The sequence below is a fragment of the Paraburkholderia sabiae genome (assembly GCF_030412785.1).
In the GTDB taxonomy this organism is placed as follows: domain Bacteria; phylum Pseudomonadota; class Gammaproteobacteria; order Burkholderiales; family Burkholderiaceae; genus Paraburkholderia; species Paraburkholderia sabiae.
The window spans coordinates 1,692,114-1,708,582 of sequence record NZ_CP125295.1 but is presented as its reverse complement, the minus strand read 5'-3'; the positions used below and the strand labels follow the sequence as shown (position 1 = coordinate 1,708,582).

17 protein-coding genes are annotated in these 16,469 nt (G+C 63.7%); 10 read left to right on the top strand and 7 right to left on the bottom strand.

Going from position 1 to position 16,469, the window contains the following annotated elements; genetic code table 11:
* Nucleotides 1-94: 94 nt before the first annotated feature.
* The 4 genes from QEN71_RS07700 to QEN71_RS07685 all read right to left on the bottom strand — a co-directional run bounded on the left by QEN71_RS07700 (nucleotide 95) and on the right by QEN71_RS07685 (nucleotide 3,598).
* Complete coding sequence (locus QEN71_RS07700; RefSeq protein WP_201658678.1) at nucleotides 95-772, bottom strand: methyltransferase family protein; 678 nt, start codon at nucleotides 770-772, stop codon at nucleotides 95-97.
* Between the two features lie 7 nt (nucleotides 773-779).
* Complete coding sequence (locus QEN71_RS07695; protein ID WP_201658681.1) at nucleotides 780-1,610, bottom strand: arylamine N-acetyltransferase family protein; 831 nt, start codon at nucleotides 1,608-1,610, stop codon at nucleotides 780-782.
* Between the two features lie 220 nt (nucleotides 1,611-1,830).
* Nucleotides 1,831-2,502, bottom strand: a complete 672-nt coding sequence (locus tag QEN71_RS07690; RefSeq protein ID WP_201658684.1) for a hypothetical protein — start codon at nucleotides 2,500-2,502, stop codon at nucleotides 1,831-1,833.
* Between the two features lie 199 nt (nucleotides 2,503-2,701).
* Nucleotides 2,702-3,598 (bottom strand): LysR family transcriptional regulator, encoded by an 897-nt coding sequence (locus tag QEN71_RS07685; protein WP_201658687.1) that lies wholly within the window; start codon nucleotides 3,596-3,598, stop codon nucleotides 2,702-2,704.
* A 120-nt stretch (nucleotides 3,599-3,718) separates the two neighbouring features.
* Here QEN71_RS07685 and QEN71_RS07680 point away from each other — a divergent pair, with 120 nt between their 5' ends.
* Entirely contained in the window at nucleotides 3,719-4,627 is a 909-nt protein-coding gene (locus tag QEN71_RS07680; protein WP_201658747.1) for a DMT family transporter, read from the top strand.
* A 620-nt stretch (nucleotides 4,628-5,247) separates the two neighbouring features.
* Here QEN71_RS07680 and QEN71_RS07675 read toward each other — a convergent pair.
* Nucleotides 5,248-6,555, bottom strand: coding sequence for an MFS transporter (locus QEN71_RS07675; protein ID WP_377791711.1), 1,308 nt, complete (start codon nucleotides 6,553-6,555; stop codon nucleotides 5,248-5,250).
* Nucleotides 6,556-6,730: 175 nt separating this feature from the next.
* Between QEN71_RS07675 and QEN71_RS07670 the strand changes: the two genes are divergently transcribed.
* The 8 genes from QEN71_RS07670 to mdcH are packed head-to-tail and all read left to right on the top strand — an operon-like array spanning nucleotide 6,731 to nucleotide 13,789.
* Nucleotides 6,731-7,519 (top strand): GntR family transcriptional regulator, encoded by a 789-nt coding sequence (locus tag QEN71_RS07670; RefSeq protein WP_201658690.1) that lies wholly within the window; start codon nucleotides 6,731-6,733, stop codon nucleotides 7,517-7,519.
* Nucleotides 7,520-7,571: 52 nt separating this feature from the next.
* The gene (gene mdcA / locus QEN71_RS07665; RefSeq protein WP_201658693.1) at nucleotides 7,572-9,230 is read left to right on the top strand and encodes a malonate decarboxylase subunit alpha; all 1,659 of its coding nucleotides are present in this window, start codon (nucleotides 7,572-7,574) and stop codon (nucleotides 9,228-9,230) included.
* A gap of 4 nt (nucleotides 9,231-9,234) precedes the next feature.
* Entirely contained in the window at nucleotides 9,235-10,164 is a 930-nt protein-coding gene (locus QEN71_RS07660) for a triphosphoribosyl-dephospho-CoA synthase (RefSeq protein ID WP_201658696.1), read from the top strand.
* A 5-nt stretch (nucleotides 10,165-10,169) separates the two neighbouring features.
* Complete coding sequence (locus tag QEN71_RS07655; RefSeq protein ID WP_201658699.1) at nucleotides 10,170-10,475, top strand: malonate decarboxylase subunit delta; 306 nt, start codon at nucleotides 10,170-10,172, stop codon at nucleotides 10,473-10,475.
* Complete coding sequence (locus QEN71_RS07650) at nucleotides 10,472-11,335, top strand: biotin-independent malonate decarboxylase subunit beta (protein ID WP_201658702.1); 864 nt, start codon at nucleotides 10,472-10,474, stop codon at nucleotides 11,333-11,335. The genes QEN71_RS07655 and QEN71_RS07650 overlap by 4 nt, the downstream gene beginning before the upstream one ends.
* A complete protein-coding gene (mdcE, locus tag QEN71_RS07645; protein ID WP_201658704.1) occupies nucleotides 11,332-12,150 on the top strand; it encodes a biotin-independent malonate decarboxylase subunit gamma in 819 nt (272 codons plus the stop codon). The genes QEN71_RS07650 and mdcE overlap by 4 nt, the downstream gene beginning before the upstream one ends.
* A complete protein-coding gene (locus tag QEN71_RS07640; RefSeq protein WP_201658707.1) occupies nucleotides 12,150-12,854 on the top strand; it encodes a malonate decarboxylase holo-ACP synthase in 705 nt (234 codons plus the stop codon). The genes mdcE and QEN71_RS07640 overlap by 1 nt, the downstream gene beginning before the upstream one ends.
* Complete coding sequence (gene mdcH / locus QEN71_RS07635) at nucleotides 12,854-13,789, top strand: malonate decarboxylase subunit epsilon (RefSeq protein ID WP_201658710.1); 936 nt, start codon at nucleotides 12,854-12,856, stop codon at nucleotides 13,787-13,789. Before QEN71_RS07640 ends, mdcH begins: the two co-directional genes overlap by 1 nt.
* 75 nt (nucleotides 13,790-13,864) lie before the next feature.
* Here mdcH and QEN71_RS07630 read toward each other — a convergent pair whose 3' ends face one another.
* Complete coding sequence (locus QEN71_RS07630) at nucleotides 13,865-14,455, bottom strand: alpha-ketoglutarate-dependent dioxygenase AlkB family protein (protein WP_201658753.1); 591 nt, start codon at nucleotides 14,453-14,455, stop codon at nucleotides 13,865-13,867.
* A gap of 158 nt (nucleotides 14,456-14,613) precedes the next feature.
* Nucleotides 14,614-14,928 carry a hypothetical protein gene (locus QEN71_RS07625; protein WP_201658713.1) on the bottom strand — a complete coding sequence of 105 codons (315 nt, stop codon included), beginning with the start codon at nucleotides 14,926-14,928 and terminating at the stop codon, nucleotides 14,614-14,616.
* Between the two features lie 367 nt (nucleotides 14,929-15,295).
* Here QEN71_RS07625 and QEN71_RS07620 point away from each other — a divergent pair, with 367 nt between their 5' ends.
* On the top strand, nucleotides 15,296-16,456 hold the full coding sequence (locus QEN71_RS07620) for a metallophosphoesterase (RefSeq protein WP_201658716.1): 1,161 nt from the start codon (nucleotides 15,296-15,298) through the stop codon (nucleotides 16,454-16,456).
* The last annotated feature ends 13 nt before the right edge of the window (nucleotides 16,457-16,469 follow it).

Sequence of the window (16,469 nt, the reverse complement as noted above, 5' to 3'; positions counted from 1 at the left end):
CAGGGGCAACGCATGCAAACCGATACGAATTCGCGGATGCCACCCAAAAGCAAAAACCAGAACAGCGACTAGCGTCGCAGACAAAACGAAAAAATCACCACAAATAAGGCACAAACCGATACTTCACCCGCGCAGCATACTCAGCGTACCCTTCAAGCCGCTCGCAGAGCATGCGCTCTTCAAGCACAGCGCGATAACCAAGCCCAGCAACCAAAACCGGCACGCAAAAAAAACCAACCCACGATCCAAGCACCAACGGCGTGCCCAAAAGAAAAAGAATGGCCCACGCATACATCGGATGCCGCACATAAGCATACGGACCGCTGTCACTCACCTTATGCCCGCGTTCGGCCTGAATCTTCACGACAGGCGCGGCATAGCTGTTCGCGCGAAAAACCGCACGCATCGCAACCATGCTGACGAGAATAGCAAGCACGCCGACAACTTGCAGTGATGGGGATATCGACGTCCAATGAAAGCGCACGGCATCGAGTCCCATAAGAACCAGCCATGCACACCAGGCGACTGCAACGCACGCCATAAAGAACTTGTCCCACGCGCTCTGTTCGCGCTGGACAAAAGAACCGAGCCGCTCGGCAAGCAGCGCAGGATCGTAGCGCGCGAGCCACACGCCGATCCACAGACCCAGCAAGCCCATTTCGCACAGGTACCACCACGCGCCTGGCCACGCGAGCGTGCCCGCCGCGCCGAACAGCACGGCGCCCATGCCCGCGAGCCACAACACCGTCTGGATGATGAGCCGCGCGATCATGGTTGACCTATGACACCGAGCCTTCCGTCGACACGCGCCGGTAAATGTCCGCGACGTCGATATCGCCAAGCTCGATCAGGAACGTGTCGCGTAGACAGGTTTCGAGTTCGTGCGCGCTTTCGATACGACGCTCGATCGCTTCGCCATCCTTCGAACGCGCAGTCAGCCTGTCGTTGAACATCGCGAGCCGCCCTTCCGGCGTCACGCGGCACAAAACAAGGCTCGTCGTGAAGAACGACGTCGGATGCGCCGACGTGAACCAGTTCGACACTTCGAAATCGACCCATTCGGCGCGTTGCAGATCGAAGCGATAGGTCTTGAGCCACGTCTCGCCCGATTGCACTTCGAGATCGAACGCACCGTCGGGCGCATCGACGAGACGGAACGGCTCGTGCGTCGTCTGTTGCACGACGCCTGCCTGCAGGCGCAGCGGCGACGTCAGCGTGACGGCGCCGAAGCCGACGTCGGCGATCCACGGCTGATCGTCGACGGTCACCCGCAGCAGCATGTGCGTGCGCGGCGTGATCGCGTCGGGCTCGCGGCCCCACAGCACGCGCGCGATCATCGGCGTCACGTCGAAGCCGAGCTGCATCAGCACATGCGCGAACAGCCCGTTCTGCTCGAAGCAGTAGCCACCGCGCCGCCGCTCGATCAGCTTGTCGACGACGGCGGGCAGATCGAGATGAACGCGGCGGCCCGTCAGCGGATCGAGATTTTCGAACGGGATGGAGAGCGGATGCAGGCGTTGCAAATCGCGCAGCACATCGAGGGTCGCGGCTTGCGGCCCCGTGTAGCCGATACGCCTGAAATAACGATCGAGATCGAGAGTGCTGGACATCCGGTGCTCCTGTGGTCGCGGGTCGTGTTGCCCGCTGGTCATGTGGTTGTATGGGCAATGCAGGGTTCGCAGCGACAGCGTACCGTCAACGGCATGCGTCGTGCGCGATGCCCTCATGCGCGCAAGCCCATTTACAAGCGGCGAAATGGGCGCGCGCGATCATCGCATCGCGCGTTGCGGCGCACGATGGATTGCAAGGCGCGGCAATGGAGCGCGCGGTTCAGAAACCTTTGAGCGCCGACGTCGCAATAGACGGCACGCTGATGCCATGACTCGTCGCGAACTGCACGGCCGCGCTCAACGTCGACGCCAGCGATTGCAACTGCCCCGGCGCGGACTGCGCGATATACGACGCGGCCTGCGCCGACTGCGGATTCATGCCCGATTGCAGCAGCGACGACGGACTCATCTGCCCGATGCTGCCGAGGCTCGATTGCAGGCTCGAATACTGGCTCACACCCTGTCCGAGCGACGTGAGACCGCTGGTAAAGGCCTGCTTGTCGACGGGCGTCGACGAATCGGAGCCGCGGCTCGCGAACGCCTGCGTCAAGGTCTGCGACAACGACTGCTGCGTGTTGCCCACCTGCGACAACTGGCTCACGGAAGGCGTGCCGCCGCTCAACAGTCCCGACGCCTGCTGCGCCTGGCTCGCGGCGCTCGACAGACCCATCGCCGACGCGAGGCTCGACTGGCCGCTCAACACCTGCTGATTCGCGCCGACGTAGTTTTGCAGCAGTTGCCCGATTCCGCCCGAGGAAGCTGCATTGCCAGCATTACCCGACGAGTTGTTGCCGCCGATGCCGAACTGTTGCAGGTTCAGTTGCGCGAAGCTCGCGCTGCTCACGATGAAACCCGTGGCGAGTAGCGCGGCGGAAAGAATGCGTGTTTTCATGGCTGCCCTCCTGTCATGTGTCCGATGCGTGATGATCATCGCGACATGTCCGGAACGCGTCGCGTCCGGACACGTTCGGTTTGTGTCGCTTCGACACGCGCATGCGGCGTGCGTTCGCGCTTTCATCAGACGCGATCTCGCCCGGCAAAACGCGGGCCTGCTCCACTCGCGTTATGACGTAAGCGCCGCATGCGATCGTTCAGGCCCTGACGCGGGCCTCGCGCGGCTCGCGTGTAGCAGCGCGTATCGACAGATCCTGCACCATTTGTGCGGCGAGATAGTCGCAGGTCGCGCGATCCGATTTCGCACTGCGCGCGACGACGATATCGAGCGGTTCGATCACGGGCAATCCATGCTCGGCCCCGAGAATCGCGAGCCGCGACGGCACGCTGCAACGCGTGAGCGCGATCACGGAGAGGCCGGCATCGACGGTCGCAACCAGCCCGCTCAGACTCGCGCTGCTGTACGCGGCGCGATAGCGGATGCGCGCGCGATCGAGCGCGGCGAGCGTGTTCGTGCGCGCGACGCAGCCCGGCTCGTACAAGCCGACAGGCAACGGCGACACGTTGAGCACGGGCGTATCGACGGAAGCGCCCGCCCACACCATCGGCTCGCTGCGCACGAATTCGCCGCGCAGCTTGCGATCGCGCGTGACGAACGCGAGGTCGATCTTGTTGTCGGCGAGCATCGGTGCGAGCGCCGTGCTCTGCGCGCAGACGATCTCGATCTCGACATGCGGATACAGATTCGAAAAGCGCCTCAAAACAGGCGACAGCAGCGACGACACGTAATCGTCCGGCGCGCCGAGCACGACGCGCCCTGTCACTTCGGGCCGCACGATCGCGGACCACGCTTCTTCGTGCAGATCGATCACGCGCCGCGCATATTCGAGCAGCGTGTTGCCAGGCCGCGTCAGCGACAGATTGCGCGTATCGCGAGCAAAAAGCGTCGTGCCGAGCATTCGCTCGAGCCGCTTGACCTGCATGCTGACGGCCGCCTGCGAGCGATGCACGGTGACGGCGGCCTTCGTGAAGCTGCCCGTCTCGACGACGGCGACGAAGGTGCGCAGCAAATCGACATCGAACTCGGGATGCATGATTCATCAATCCAGCTTATGGAATTTCTCAATTTTATTCGTTTGTGACGCGAAGGCAACGCACGGATACTCGGATGTATTCAACGCCATCGAGGAAGTGCTGTCATGTCTTTGTCGTCTCTGTCGCTCAGCCGAAGCCAGCAAGGCGCGCTCACGCTCGCGAGCGGCGGCCTGCTGATGGGCACGATCGGCGTGTTTGTCGAGGAGGCGCGGCTGGGTGCGCTGACGCTGGTGTTTTTCCGCTGCCTGTTCGGCTTTCTGTCGCTGGCCGCGTATTGCGCGTGGAAGGGTTATTTCGCGCGCCGCTATTTCACGCGTCGCACGGTGATGCTGGCGGCGATTTCGGGCGTGCTGATGGTCACGCAGTGGGTCGGTTTCTTCGATGCGATCCATCGCACGAGCATCGCGGTGGCGACGGTTGTGTTTCATGTGCAGCCGTTCTGGGTCGTGTTGATCGGCGCGGCGCTGTTCAACGAGCGGCTGGGTGTGGACCGGCTTGGCTGGATCGCGACGGCGTTCGTGGGACTCGTGCTGGCGTCAGGGGTTGCGGCAGCGGGTTCGCTGCAGGGGCACACGAGCTATCTGATCGGAATTGGAGAGGCGCTTGCTGGCTCTGTTTTGTATGCGAGCGTTACGCTCATTGCCAAAAGTCTCGGCGATTTGCGGCCGCATTTGTTGACTCTTGCGCAATGTGCTGTTGGGGTTGTGTGTTTGCCTTTTATTGCGCCTCTCGGCGCGGAGCATATTGCGGCTTCGCAGTGGTTCTGGCTGATCGGTATGGGCGTGTTGCACACCGGGCTTTCTTATGTGCTCATCTATGGCGCACTGCCTAAGCTCACTACGCCTGTTATCGCTGTGCTGCTTTTTGTTTATCCGCTAACGGCGATTGCCGTCGATGCCATCGTGTATGGGCGCGCTCTTTCTGTTGCTCAAATGGCTGGGATGGTGCTTATTGTTGTCGCTAGTCTTGGGGTTAATCTCGGGTGGCCCCTGGTTTCTGTGTTTAGGGTTCTTGCCCTACGGCGTTAAAGGTTTTTTGTTTTGTCCGCGACGCTAGTCGCTATTCTGGCTTTTTCGCTTTTCGTCTTTTGCTTTTATTTTTCGCTGGCATCCGCGATTTCGTATCTGTGCTTCATGCGTTGCCCCTGTGCGGGGCGGCACCTACTTTTCTTTGCAGCGGCAAAGAAAAGTAGGCAAAAGAAAGCCGCTTTTGTACCTCCGGTGCCTGCCCGGATACCGCTCCGGCATGCTGCAGTTGAGCCATTGCGCAGCTACGTCCGCACCCTGTAGAGAGCCCGCAGTCAACCGCGCACGGCGCGAAAAGCCCCCACACAGTCTGGAGCACATACCGCCGCAATCAACTGACGGCAATGCAAAAAAAACGTGCTGACCGAATGTGCCCCAGGTGGATGTCAACTTTCGCGCCGCGCGCGCCTGACTGCGGGCTTTCTACGGAGTGTTTGCGTCACTGCGCGACCGCTCAAAGACCGTGTGCCGTAGCGTTATCCTGGCGGGCACCGTAGGTTCAAAAGCGGCTTTCTTTTGCCTACTTTTCTTTGCCGCGGCAAAGAAAAGTAGGTGCCGCCCCGCACAGGGGCAACGCTGGCAAACCGAAACGACAACGCGGATGCCAGCGCAGCAAAAAAAACTTACTGCGGCAAAACCTCCCCTTTAGTCTCCTTAGCAAACGGAATAACAAACAACCCAGCAACAAAAGCGATCGCGGTGAGCGCGACAGGCACCCCAAGCGTATGCATACTCAACACAGCCGCACCGAGCAGAAAATTAACCCCTGCCCCGACAAACCGCCCAAACGAAGTACAAAAAGCAAAAGCAGTCGCCCGCACACGGGTTTCGAACAACTCAGGCAACCACAAACTAAACAGCGCAAAATTGCCACCAAAGAACCCAAGCACAAACAACCAGGCAATAAAAGGAGCCAGCCCATTGGGCAAATAAAACGCCCAACCAAAGCTACCAACAATCGCCACAGCCATCCCGCCAAAATAAATAGCAAGCGTCTTCTTCCGCCCAATCCGCTCAGCAAGCGGCGGCAACGCAAGACATCCGAGTATCGTGCCGATCGACAGCAGCCCCGTCGCCATCGATGCCATCTTCGTCGCTTCAGGCTTCGCCATACCCGCGCGCGTCGCAAGCTGGATCACCGCCGACGGCTCATACACCGCGCCCGCCCACAAACCGATAATCGCAATCGTCAGCAGCGCGCACATCACCCACGTGCGACGACGATACGTCGGCCCGAAAATCTCGCGCATCGGCTTCACATGCACCACGTCGCGCGCTTCCGCCTTCTGCCATTTCTCCGATTCCTTCACGCGCGTCAAAATCAGAATCGCGATCACCACGGGTACCGCGCCCGTCAGGAACATCGCGCGCCAGCCGAAGTGAACGCCGATCGTGAAGTTGAGCGCCGCCGCCAGAAAGAAGCCCGCGTAGTAGCCCGTCTGCAGATAGCCCGCGCCCATCTTCCGGCGATCCTCCGGCCACGCTTCCGCGACGTACGTGCCCGCCAGCGCCCACTCGCCGCCGATACCCACGCCCGCAATGAAGCGATAGATCCCTAGCTCCCACACGTTGTGCGCCGTCGCCGACAGCCCCGTGAAGATCGCGAACGTGAAAATGGTGCCCGCCAGCACGCGCGTGCGGCCAAAGCGGTCCGCCAGCGGCCCCCAGATGAACGACAGCCCCCATCCCACGAGGAACAGCGCAAACAGGATCGAACCGGCCAGGCCGACGTTCGCGGGCGTCGCCGCATAACCCGAGCGCGGCAGCAATTCGGTGAGCGCCGGCGTCAACACCAGCGCGTAAATGAACGAGTCCATGCCGTCCAGCGTCCACCCCGCCCATGCACCCCAGAAGCCCGCTATCTGCGAGCGGTTCAGCGGCGTCTTGCGCCGCGCGATACCCGCACTGTCCGAAATCGATGAATTCATCATGCTCCTGCTCCTCCAAGTGCTACGGTTGGATGGGTGAACGTCGGACACAGCCGCTCCCCTGGCATGCGGGCTGCCGCATGTGTGAGAGAGGAAGCGCAATAGCGCCGTGCCTTTACGAAAGCCCCGGGTTTGTCCCGCTAGAAATTGTTCGTTTTTATATATAATATTTGATGTCATGAACAACGCAACCGATGGTTTTCCCCTGGCCGGCGCCTCGCAGGCGTCCTCGCCCCTGCTGCCCACGGCGCACGAGCCGCGGCCCAGCACGTCGCGTGTGATCGCGGAGGCGCTGCGTTCGGCGATCGTCGAAGGGACGCTGGAGCCCGGCGCGCCGCTGCGCCAGGACGCGATCGCGCGGCACTTTTCGGTCAGCGCGATTCCCGTGCGCGAGGCGTTGCGGCAGCTGGAAAGCGAAGGCTGGGTGAAGGTCGAGCTGAACAAGGGCGCGAGCGTCGCGCGGCTCACCCCCGCCGAAGCGCGCGAGATCTACGAGATCCGTTCGGCGCTCGAAAGCCTCGCGATCTCGCTGGCGATTCCGAATCACACGCCCGAGTCGCTGCGCGAAGCAGCCGCGTTGTGCAAAGCCGCCGAGAGCGAGCCGGACCCTGCCCTCTACGTGGCGCGCAACGAGGCGTTCCACACGTGTCTGTACGCGCCCGCCAACCGTCCGCAACTCGCCGAAATGATCGCGGCGCTGCACCGGCGCGGCGAGCGCTACCTCAGATTGAAATTCGGCTTGCCCGCGTACAAAGGCGAGTCCGACGCAGAACACCTGGCGATCCTGGCCGCCGTCGAGCGCAAGGACATCGCCACCGCGCAGTCGCTCATCTCGGCTCACCTGCTGGGCACGGGCGAACTGGTCTATCGTTTCTTGACGGAACGCGCGCAGGCGGAAGCCGCCGCGGCCGCGCCGCGCAGAAAGCGCGGACGGCCGGCGCGCACTCCAACCACTATCGGGAGTTGAAGCACCGATGAATCAGCGAGTCGAGTCAGCCAGACTGGAATTGGCACAGTCGATGGGAGCGCAGGCAAACCCCTCTGCGCAACGCTCCTGGACCACAAAACGCGACGAGAAACGCCGCAGGCTCGCCGCCATCGAGCCGTGGCTCGAAGACGGCATCCTGCCGACGAACCGCATCATCGATGCGCTCGAAACGCTGATTCGCCCCGGCGATCGCGTCGCGCTCGAAGGCGACAACCAGAAGCAGGCGGACTTCCTCTCGCGCTCGTTCGCGAAAGTCGATCCGCAGAAAGTGCACGACGTGCATCTGCTGATTTCGAGCATCAGCCGCCCTGAGCATCTGACGCTCTTCGAAAAGAACATCGCGCACAAGGTCGATTTTGCGTTCGCCGGTCCGCAGAGTCTGCGCGTCGCGCAGCTGCTCGAAGACGGCCAGCTGGAGATCGGCGCCATTTATACGTACGTCGAACTGTATGCGCGCATGTTCGTCGACCTCACGCCGAACGTCGCGCTGCTGTGTGCGGAAAAAGCCGACCGTCACGGCAATCTCTACACCGGTCCGAACACGGAAGACACGCCGACCATCGCCGAAGCCGCCGCGTTCCGGCACGGCATCGTGATCGTCCAGGTGAACGAGATCGTCGATGAACTACCGCGTGTGGATATTCCCGCGTCGTGGGTCGATGTCGTCGTGCAGGCCGACCGCCCGTTCGCCGTCGAGCCGCTGTTCACGCGCGATCCGCGTCACATCGGCGATTTGCAGGTGCTGACCGCGATGATGGTCATCAAGGGCATCTACGAGCCGTATGGCGTGACGTCGCTGAATCACGGCATCGGGTTCGACACGGCCGCGATCGAACTGCTGCTGCCCACGTACGGTGAATCGCTCGGACTCAAGGGCAAGATCTGCCGCAACTGGACGCTCAATCCGCATCCCACGCTGATTCCCGCGATCGAATCGGGCTGGGTCGACAGCGTGCATTGCTTCGGCAGCGAAGTCGGCATGGAAGCGTATATCGAGGCGCGTCCCGATGTGTTCTTCACGGGCAATGACGGCACGCTGCGCTCGAATCGCGTGCTGTGTCAGTTGGCCGGGCAATACGGCGTCGATCTGTTCATTGGCTCGACGCTGCAGATCGACGGCGACGCCAATTCGTCGACGGTGACGCGCGGGCGGCTCGCTGGCTTCGGCGGTGCGCCGAACATGGGCCACGATCCGCGCGGCCGTCGTCATTCGAGCGAAGCCTGGCTCAAGCTGCTGAAGGATCAGGGCGCCGTGTCGCGCGGCAAGAAGCTGGTCGTGCAGCTGGCCGAAACGTACAAGAAAGGCGGCGAGCCGACTTTCGTCGATGAGCTCGATGCCGTCGCCGTCGGCGCGAAGAGCGGCATGCCCATCGCGCCCGTGATGATCTACGGCGACGACGTCAGCCATGTCGTGACTGAAGAAGGCATCGCGCATCTGCACAAGGCGGAAGGTATCGACGAACGGCGCGCCGCGATTGCCGCCGTCGCGGGCGTGACGCCGATCGGCTTGCGCGCGAAGCCAGAAAAGACGGCGGAGTTGCGTCGGCGCGGCATCGTCGCGTATCCGGAAGACCTCGGCATCCGGCGCGGCGAAGCGAAGCGCTCGCTGCTTGCGGCGCGCAGCATCGACGATCTCGTCACGTGGTCGGGCGGACTGTATGCGCCGCCGGCACGCTTCCGCAGCTGGTGATGCGATGGCCCTTCCCTATGCCATCCCGCGCGACGCGGGCACGTTCGAGCATGCGCATGTGCGCGGCTTCACGCGTCTGTCGGACGCCGCGCTTGCCCGCTTCGCCGTCGACTCGCTGATCGAAGAAGCGCAACTCACGCCGAAGCCCGCGCTCGTCGACGGGCGCGGGAGCGGTGCGCATCGCGATCTCGACTTGCCGTTGATGCTGCGTTCGGCGCGCGCGCTCGAACCGACGTTCGCGGCGCTTGCTCGCGCGTCTCGAGGACGCACGCCGTCGATGACGCTGCGCACGGAACTCGCGCAAATCGGCCGAGCGGGCGAACAGGACATGATGCGCGCGACAGACGGCAGCAATGCGCATCGCGGCGCGATCTGGATCGTCGGCCTGCTGGTCGCGGGCGCGTCGATCGTGTCGAACACAGCGCCTGAACTGCATTCGCAAGCGCAATCCGATGTCGCGCGCGTCTGCAAACTGGCCGCGCAGATCGCCTGCTTTCCCGACCGCTTCGCCGCGCCCGCCGACAGCCACGGCGAGCGCGTGCGTCAGCGGTTCAATGTGGGCGGTGCGCGTCAGGAAGCGCAGGACGGCTTTCCGCATGTGATCGGCGTCGGGCTGCCCGCGCTGCATGCGGCGCGCGCAAAAGGTATCGGCGAAAACGCCGCGCGCGTCGACACGCTGCTCGCGATCATGGCGTCGCTCGACGACACCTGCCTGCTGCATCGCGCGGGTCTCGACGGACTGCGCGCGGGTCAACGCGGCGCGCGCGCCGTGCTCGCGGCGGGCGGCATGTCGACGGCAGCGGGACGCGTTGCATTCGACGCGCTGGAAAGCGCCCTGCTCACGCTCAACGCTTCTCCCGGCGGCGCAGCCGATCTGCTCGCCGCCACTCTCTTCATCGACAAGCTGGCGCATCACGCGGCCAGCGGGAGCTGAAACTGATGGAACAGATGACATTCGACTATCCGGCGCAACGCGCGATCACGACGCGCGCGCATGTGGGCGTCGTCGGATCCGGCGACCTCGAAGTGCTTCTCGCGCCCGCCGATGCGATGAAAGCGACCGTGACTGTGCGCACCAGCGTCGACGGCTACGGACATATCTGGAAGAGCGTCCTCGACCGCTTTTTCACGCGCTTCGACGGCGCGGCGCAGATCGAGATCAACGACTTCGGCGCGACGCCCGGCGTCGTGGCGCTGCGGCTCGCGGAAGCCGTCGAAGCGGCGGATCAGGGAGCAGGCTCATGAGCACGGCAACACTTCAGCACGCGCCCACACTGCGCGACAGCTTTATCGAACTGACGGCGCGCGAGCGCGCCCGCGCGCTGCTCGACGAAGGCACGTTCCGCGAACTGCTCGGTCCGTTCGACCGCATCGAGTCGCCGTGGCTGCCGCTGCAGGGCATCGTCTGCCAGGCAGACGACGGCGCGGTGATCGCGCGCGGCACGATCGACGGCCAGCCGGCCGTGATCGCCGCGATCGAATCGGCGTTCCAGGGCGGCAGTATCGGCGAGGTGTCGGGCAGCAAGATCGCGGCGGCGCTCGAACTCGCGCTGCGCGACTGCGAGCGCGGCAAGATCGTGCGGCCCGTCGTGCTGTTCGAAACAGGCGGCGTGCGTCTGCAGGAAGCGAATCTCGGGCTCGCCGTGATCGCCGAGATGCAGGCGGCCATCGTCGCGTTGCGGCGCTACGTGCCCGTGGTCGGCGTGGTCGCGGGGATGGTCGGCTGCTTCGGCGGGATGTCGCTCGCGGCGGGACTGTGCTCGTATCTGATCGCGACGAAACAGGGACGCCTCGGCATGAACGGCCCCGAAGTGATCGAACAGGAAGCGGGTATCGAAGAACTCGATTCGAGCGACCGCCGCCGCGTGTGGCAGATGATCGGCGGCGAACAGCGCGTGGCGACAGGACTCGCCGATGCGCTCGTCGACGACGACGCGCATGCCGTGCGCGACGCGATTCGCGCGGCGTTCGCGCACGGCGTATCGACGCCTCGCACGGAACAGGTGAGCGCGTATCTGGAGCGGCTCGCGCGTATCGATCCCGCCGACGTCACGCCGCAAACGATACGCGACGTCTTCAAGGCAACGAGCAAGGAGCAATCATGAGCGGCACGGCAGACACGCGCGGCATGCGCTGGTTCGAGGCGTTGGCAGGCGAGACGTCGACGGATGCGCCTGTGTGGTCCGGCGAGGCATCGCTGGGCGGCGAAACGGCGAGTTTCTTTTCGGTCGTGCCCGACGCGGACAATCGATTCCCACGCGCGCGCGACAACGTCGTCGGACTCGAACAGGGATGGAAGCTCGCCGAAGCCGTGCGCGCGGCGGTGGCAAAGGATGCGTCGTCGGAACACAAGCGCCCTGTCGTCGCGATCGTCGATGTGAAGAGTCAGGCGTATGGCTATCGCGAAGAGACGCTCGGTATTCATCTGGCGTGCGCAGCGGCCGTCGATGCGTATGCGAGTGCTCGCGACGCTGGGCATCCTGTCGTGGCGCTGATCGTCGGACCGGCGATGTCGGGCGCGTTCCTCGCGCACGGCTATCAGGCGAACCGGATCGTCGCGCTCGACGCGCCCGGCACGATGGTGCACGCGATGGGCAAGGAAGCCGCCGCGCGCGTCACGCGCCGCACAGTCGAAGATCTCGACAAGCTCGGCGAAACGATCACACCGATGTCGTACTCGATGGCGTCGTTCGCGAAGCTCGGCTTGCTCGACACGCTGATCGAAGGCGTCGATGCCGATGCGCCGACGGACGCGCAGATCGAACGCGTGCGCGGTGTGCTCGCCGAGGCCGTGCGTGGCGCGCGCTCGGATACGACGCGCGGACTGTCGCGGCGGCTCGAATCGGAGACGGCGAAGAAGTCGCGTGCGGCGTCGATCGAAGTGCGGCGGCGGCTCGCCGAACAGTGGGACGCTGCGTGATGCGAGTGTGCGCTGCCGCGCCGTTTGCGTCCCCGGACGTGCTCTTAGGCTGCGATACACGCTGGCACGCGCATGACATTTTGCGCGTGCGACGGCTCGAAACGTTTGACAACGAACCGGCGTGGGTCCGCGATGCATTCGCGCGCGCGCCGTTCGTCGTCGTGCGGCGGGCGCAGGCGGCGGCGGGATTTTTGGCGATTGGCGTGCGCGGCGCGGCGCGCAACGAGCGGTATGGGACGTGGGCGCGCAGCGAAGATATCGAGGCTGTTTTCAGGCCTGAAGCGTTGTTGTCGAGGGCTTCTGAGCTTGCGAAAGAGCGTGCCGCGTTGCCAGTCTTCGTCGCGTTGGATGCTCTGCGTCGCGATGCCTCGTGCTTCGATTCATTCACCTGGGGTCCGACTGGAAGCAGCGGTTTCGAACTTGCAACGGGCACGCCGACTGTCACCACAACCAGCGATCTCGATCTGTTGATACGGATGCCGAATCATTTGACTCTCGACGATGCCTCACGAATCCAGACCGCGCTCGATCAGCATGCAGCACGCACAGGCGTGCGCATCGATGCACAACTCGAAACGCCCGCGGGCGGCGTGGCGCTTACCGAATATGCGTTACGCAAAGCTCGCGTGATGGCGCGGCATGCGAACGGCCCGCAACTCGTTGCGGATCCGTGGGCGATGTCTTCTGCGCAAACGTGTCTGTAATGCTCGCTTATCTTTTCCCCGGTCAGGGCGCGCAATCCGAGGGCTTTTTGCATCGACTCGGCACGCATTCCGCCATTCAATCGACACTCGAAGAAGCGTCCGACGTGCTCGGCATTGACGTGCTCACGCTCGATACGCACGCAGCGCTCGAATCGACGGTCGCCGTGCAGACGGGGCTGCTGATCGCAGGTGTCGCTATGCAGCGTGCGCTTGCGGCAGAAGGCCTCCCGCCTGAACTGAGCGCGGGACTGTCCGTGGGCGCTTACGCAGCAGCCGTAAGTTGCGGCGCGATCGCATTCGCCGACGCGCTGCGCATGGTACGCAAGCGCGCCGAACTGATGGAGACCGCGTATCCGCATGGCTACGGCCTGTCCGCGATTGCTGGACTCACCGAACACGAAATCGAACAGCTCGCCGATGCGCAAGCGCATGAATCGCATGAACGCGTCTACGTCGGCAATGTGAACGCGCCGCGTCAGATTGTCGTCGCAGGCTCGGATAGCGCGCTCGATGCGTTCAACGCACGCGCGCTCGCATCTGGTGCGCGCAAGGCGACGCGGCTCGCCGTCAGCGTGCCGTCGCATTGCGAACTGCTCGCCGCAGCCGCCGACGCGCTGATCGACTACGCGCGCAGCGTGCCGTTTCGCGCGCCGTCGAGCGGCTACATCGGCAATCGCGGCGGCCGTGCGCTCTACACAGCGGAGGCCGTGCGTGACGATCTCGCCACCAACATGCGCTACACGGTCCGCTGGTTCGACGCGTTGACCGTGATGGTCGAAATGGGCGCAAAGGTGTTCGTCGAAGCGCCGCCCGGCCAAGTGCTGACGGATATCGTCCGCGAGCAGTATCCGGAGATGGCGGCGATCGCGGCGAGCACTTTGCCCTTCGAACGGCTCGCGCCGACTATCCAGCGACGCCTCGAATCGGTTGGCTGAAACCGATTCCTTATGCGCATAAATTTCTTAAATTTTTAATGCGCGCGTAGCAAACCGGCCTGTGAATCGCGTGAATCAACGCGGCGTCACGAAGCGGAACGTCAGGTTCACGCGTTCGCCCTGCACTTTCGGCTCTTTGGGCACGCGATGCCGCCATTCGGCCTGCGTGCGTCCCCGCATCACGAGCAGGCTGCCGCCCTTCAACTGATACGACTGCACGACGCGTGTCTTGTTGTGCTGCAGATCGAAGCGGCGCGCCGAGCCGAGGCTCACCGACGCGATCACCGGTTCGTTGCCGAGTTCGGGCTCGCGGTCCGCGTGCCAGCCCATGCTGTCGGCGCCGCTGCGATAGCGGTTGAGCAGCACGCTGTTGAACGGCGCGTTGCACGTCGCTTCGACGGCGGCTCTCAGTTCGGCGACCGCGGGCGTCCACGCCGACGGCACGTTGCGGATGCCCGAGTACACATACACGGCATCGGGCTCGCCTTGCCATGCAGTGAGCCGCGGCAACGGCACTTTTCCAGCCGGCGTGAACATCGAATCCTGCTGCCAGGCGACTTCCGCGACGATGCGCGCCAGCAGTTGCGCAGCGGCATCGGCGGAAAGCCAGTCGGGGAACCACGCCACATCGGGCGTCGGCAAATCGTCGAACAGATCGGCGGACATCGCCTTGCGATCGCGAGCGGAGCCACTCGCGACACTCTCTTTCACAGGGACCAGCGCTTATTATCCGACGCGCCGTGCTTGCGCGTCACTCGCGCGGATTGCTGTTTCATTCTCATCGCGGGCGCGGCGATCCGTGCTTTTCGTTCGACGACGCAACCTCAGCCCGTCATCATCGCAACGTAAAACACGATCGCGCCGATCAACGCGCCGACGAAGCAAAAACCCTCTTCCGCCTCGTCGCCGCGCGAGCGCAGCCACGCGGCGACCACGCCGAACAGTCCCGCTACGCCGAGCGCGACGAACACCATCACCACGTAGAAAAGCGCCGTGCGCCCGAGTTCGGAAAAGTCGATGTACCGCACGCCGTAGTAGACGCCGAGCGCCATCAGCGACAGCACGACCATAGGCAACATCACATGACTGCCTTCGTGGCCGATGTGATGCTCGCGATGTGTGAATCTTGTCGTTTTCATCGTTCGTCTCCCCCTGACCGCTAGCCGGGTTGGCTATCAAGCGCGCTTGCCGGGAGTGTCCCGCGACCCGGCAGAGCGGAAACGGGACGCGAGGCCTGCGTCCGGCAGTCACGCTCAACTTCAGAATAGTCCGTTCGGATGCCCAATTCAATAGCCATTTAATAGACATTTAATCGGCATGACGAAGAACTTCTGATGCTTTATCTGCTGCACCGCAACGTGTCCGATACAGGCCGCGCAGCGCCTTGCCCGACCGCTTCAGGCAAGCGCGCGGAAGTACTTGTAGAATGACTGGCCGCCGCTCTTCTACCGGCGTGCGCTTTCCGCGACTCACCTTCCGCGCGCCATCGGCGCCCCGCTCCCATCTATGCGCCGCCTATCGTTCTTCATCCGGATCATCATCATCGGCATCCTGCTGCACGTGTATGTCGGCATCCGGATCATTCCCGAGCTGCCTGTCGACGCCGCCGTGAAAGCGCTGTGCGCGCTGTGGCTCGTGCTGTCGGTGTTGCTGATTCCCGTCGGCATGATTGCGCGTTCGATTGAGCGGCAGCCGCTCGGCGACCGGCTCGCGTGGGCCGGGCTAATCGCCCTGGGTCTGTTTTCGTCGCTGCTCGTGCTGACCTTCGTGCGCGAGCTTGTGCTACTCGCCGTGCTCATCGTTCATGCGATCACGCCGCAAGCCGTGGACCCGGCGCGCTGGGTCATCGACAGTGCGATCGCGGTCCCGCTGCTCGCGCTGCTGTCGACGGCCATCGGCTTTTTCAATGCGCGGCGGCGTGCGCGTGTCGTGTCGATCGACGTGCCGATCGACGATCTGCCGCGCGAACTGAACGGCTTCACGATCGTGCAGATCAGCGATATTCACGTCGGCCCGACCATCAAGCGCGGTTATGTCGATGCCATCGTCGATGCGGTGAATCGGCTGGAACCCGATCTGATCGCGGTCACAGGCGATGTAGTGGACGGCAGCGTCGAGCATCTCGCCGATCACACGCGGCCGTTATCTCGGCTGAGCGCGCGGCACGGCGCGTATCTGGTGACGGGGAATCACGAATACTATTCGGGCGCCGATGCGTGGATCGCCGAGTTTCAGCGGCTCGGCCTGCATGTGCTGCTCAACGAGCATGTCGTCGTCGAGCACGATGGCGCGCAGGCGGTCATTGCGGGCGTCACCGATTATTCGGCAGGTCATTTCGATCCCGCGCACGAGAGCGACCCTGCGGCGGCGCTCGAAGGCGCGCCCGGCGATGTGCTGATCAAGGTGCTGCTCGCGCATCAGCCGCGCTCGGCGGAAGCCGCCGCCGATGCGGGTTTCACGCTGCAGCTGTCCGGCCACACGCATGGCGGCCAGTTCTTTCCGTGGAATTTTGCGGTGCGTCTGCAGCAGCCGTTCGTGGCCGGGCTCGCGCGGCTCGATAACCTGTGGGTTTATACGAGCCGCGGCACCGGATATTGGGGACCACCCAAGCGTCTGGGCGCGCCGTCGGAAATCACGCGTTTGCGTCTGGTCGGCAGCGGCGCCTGATACACGACCGCGC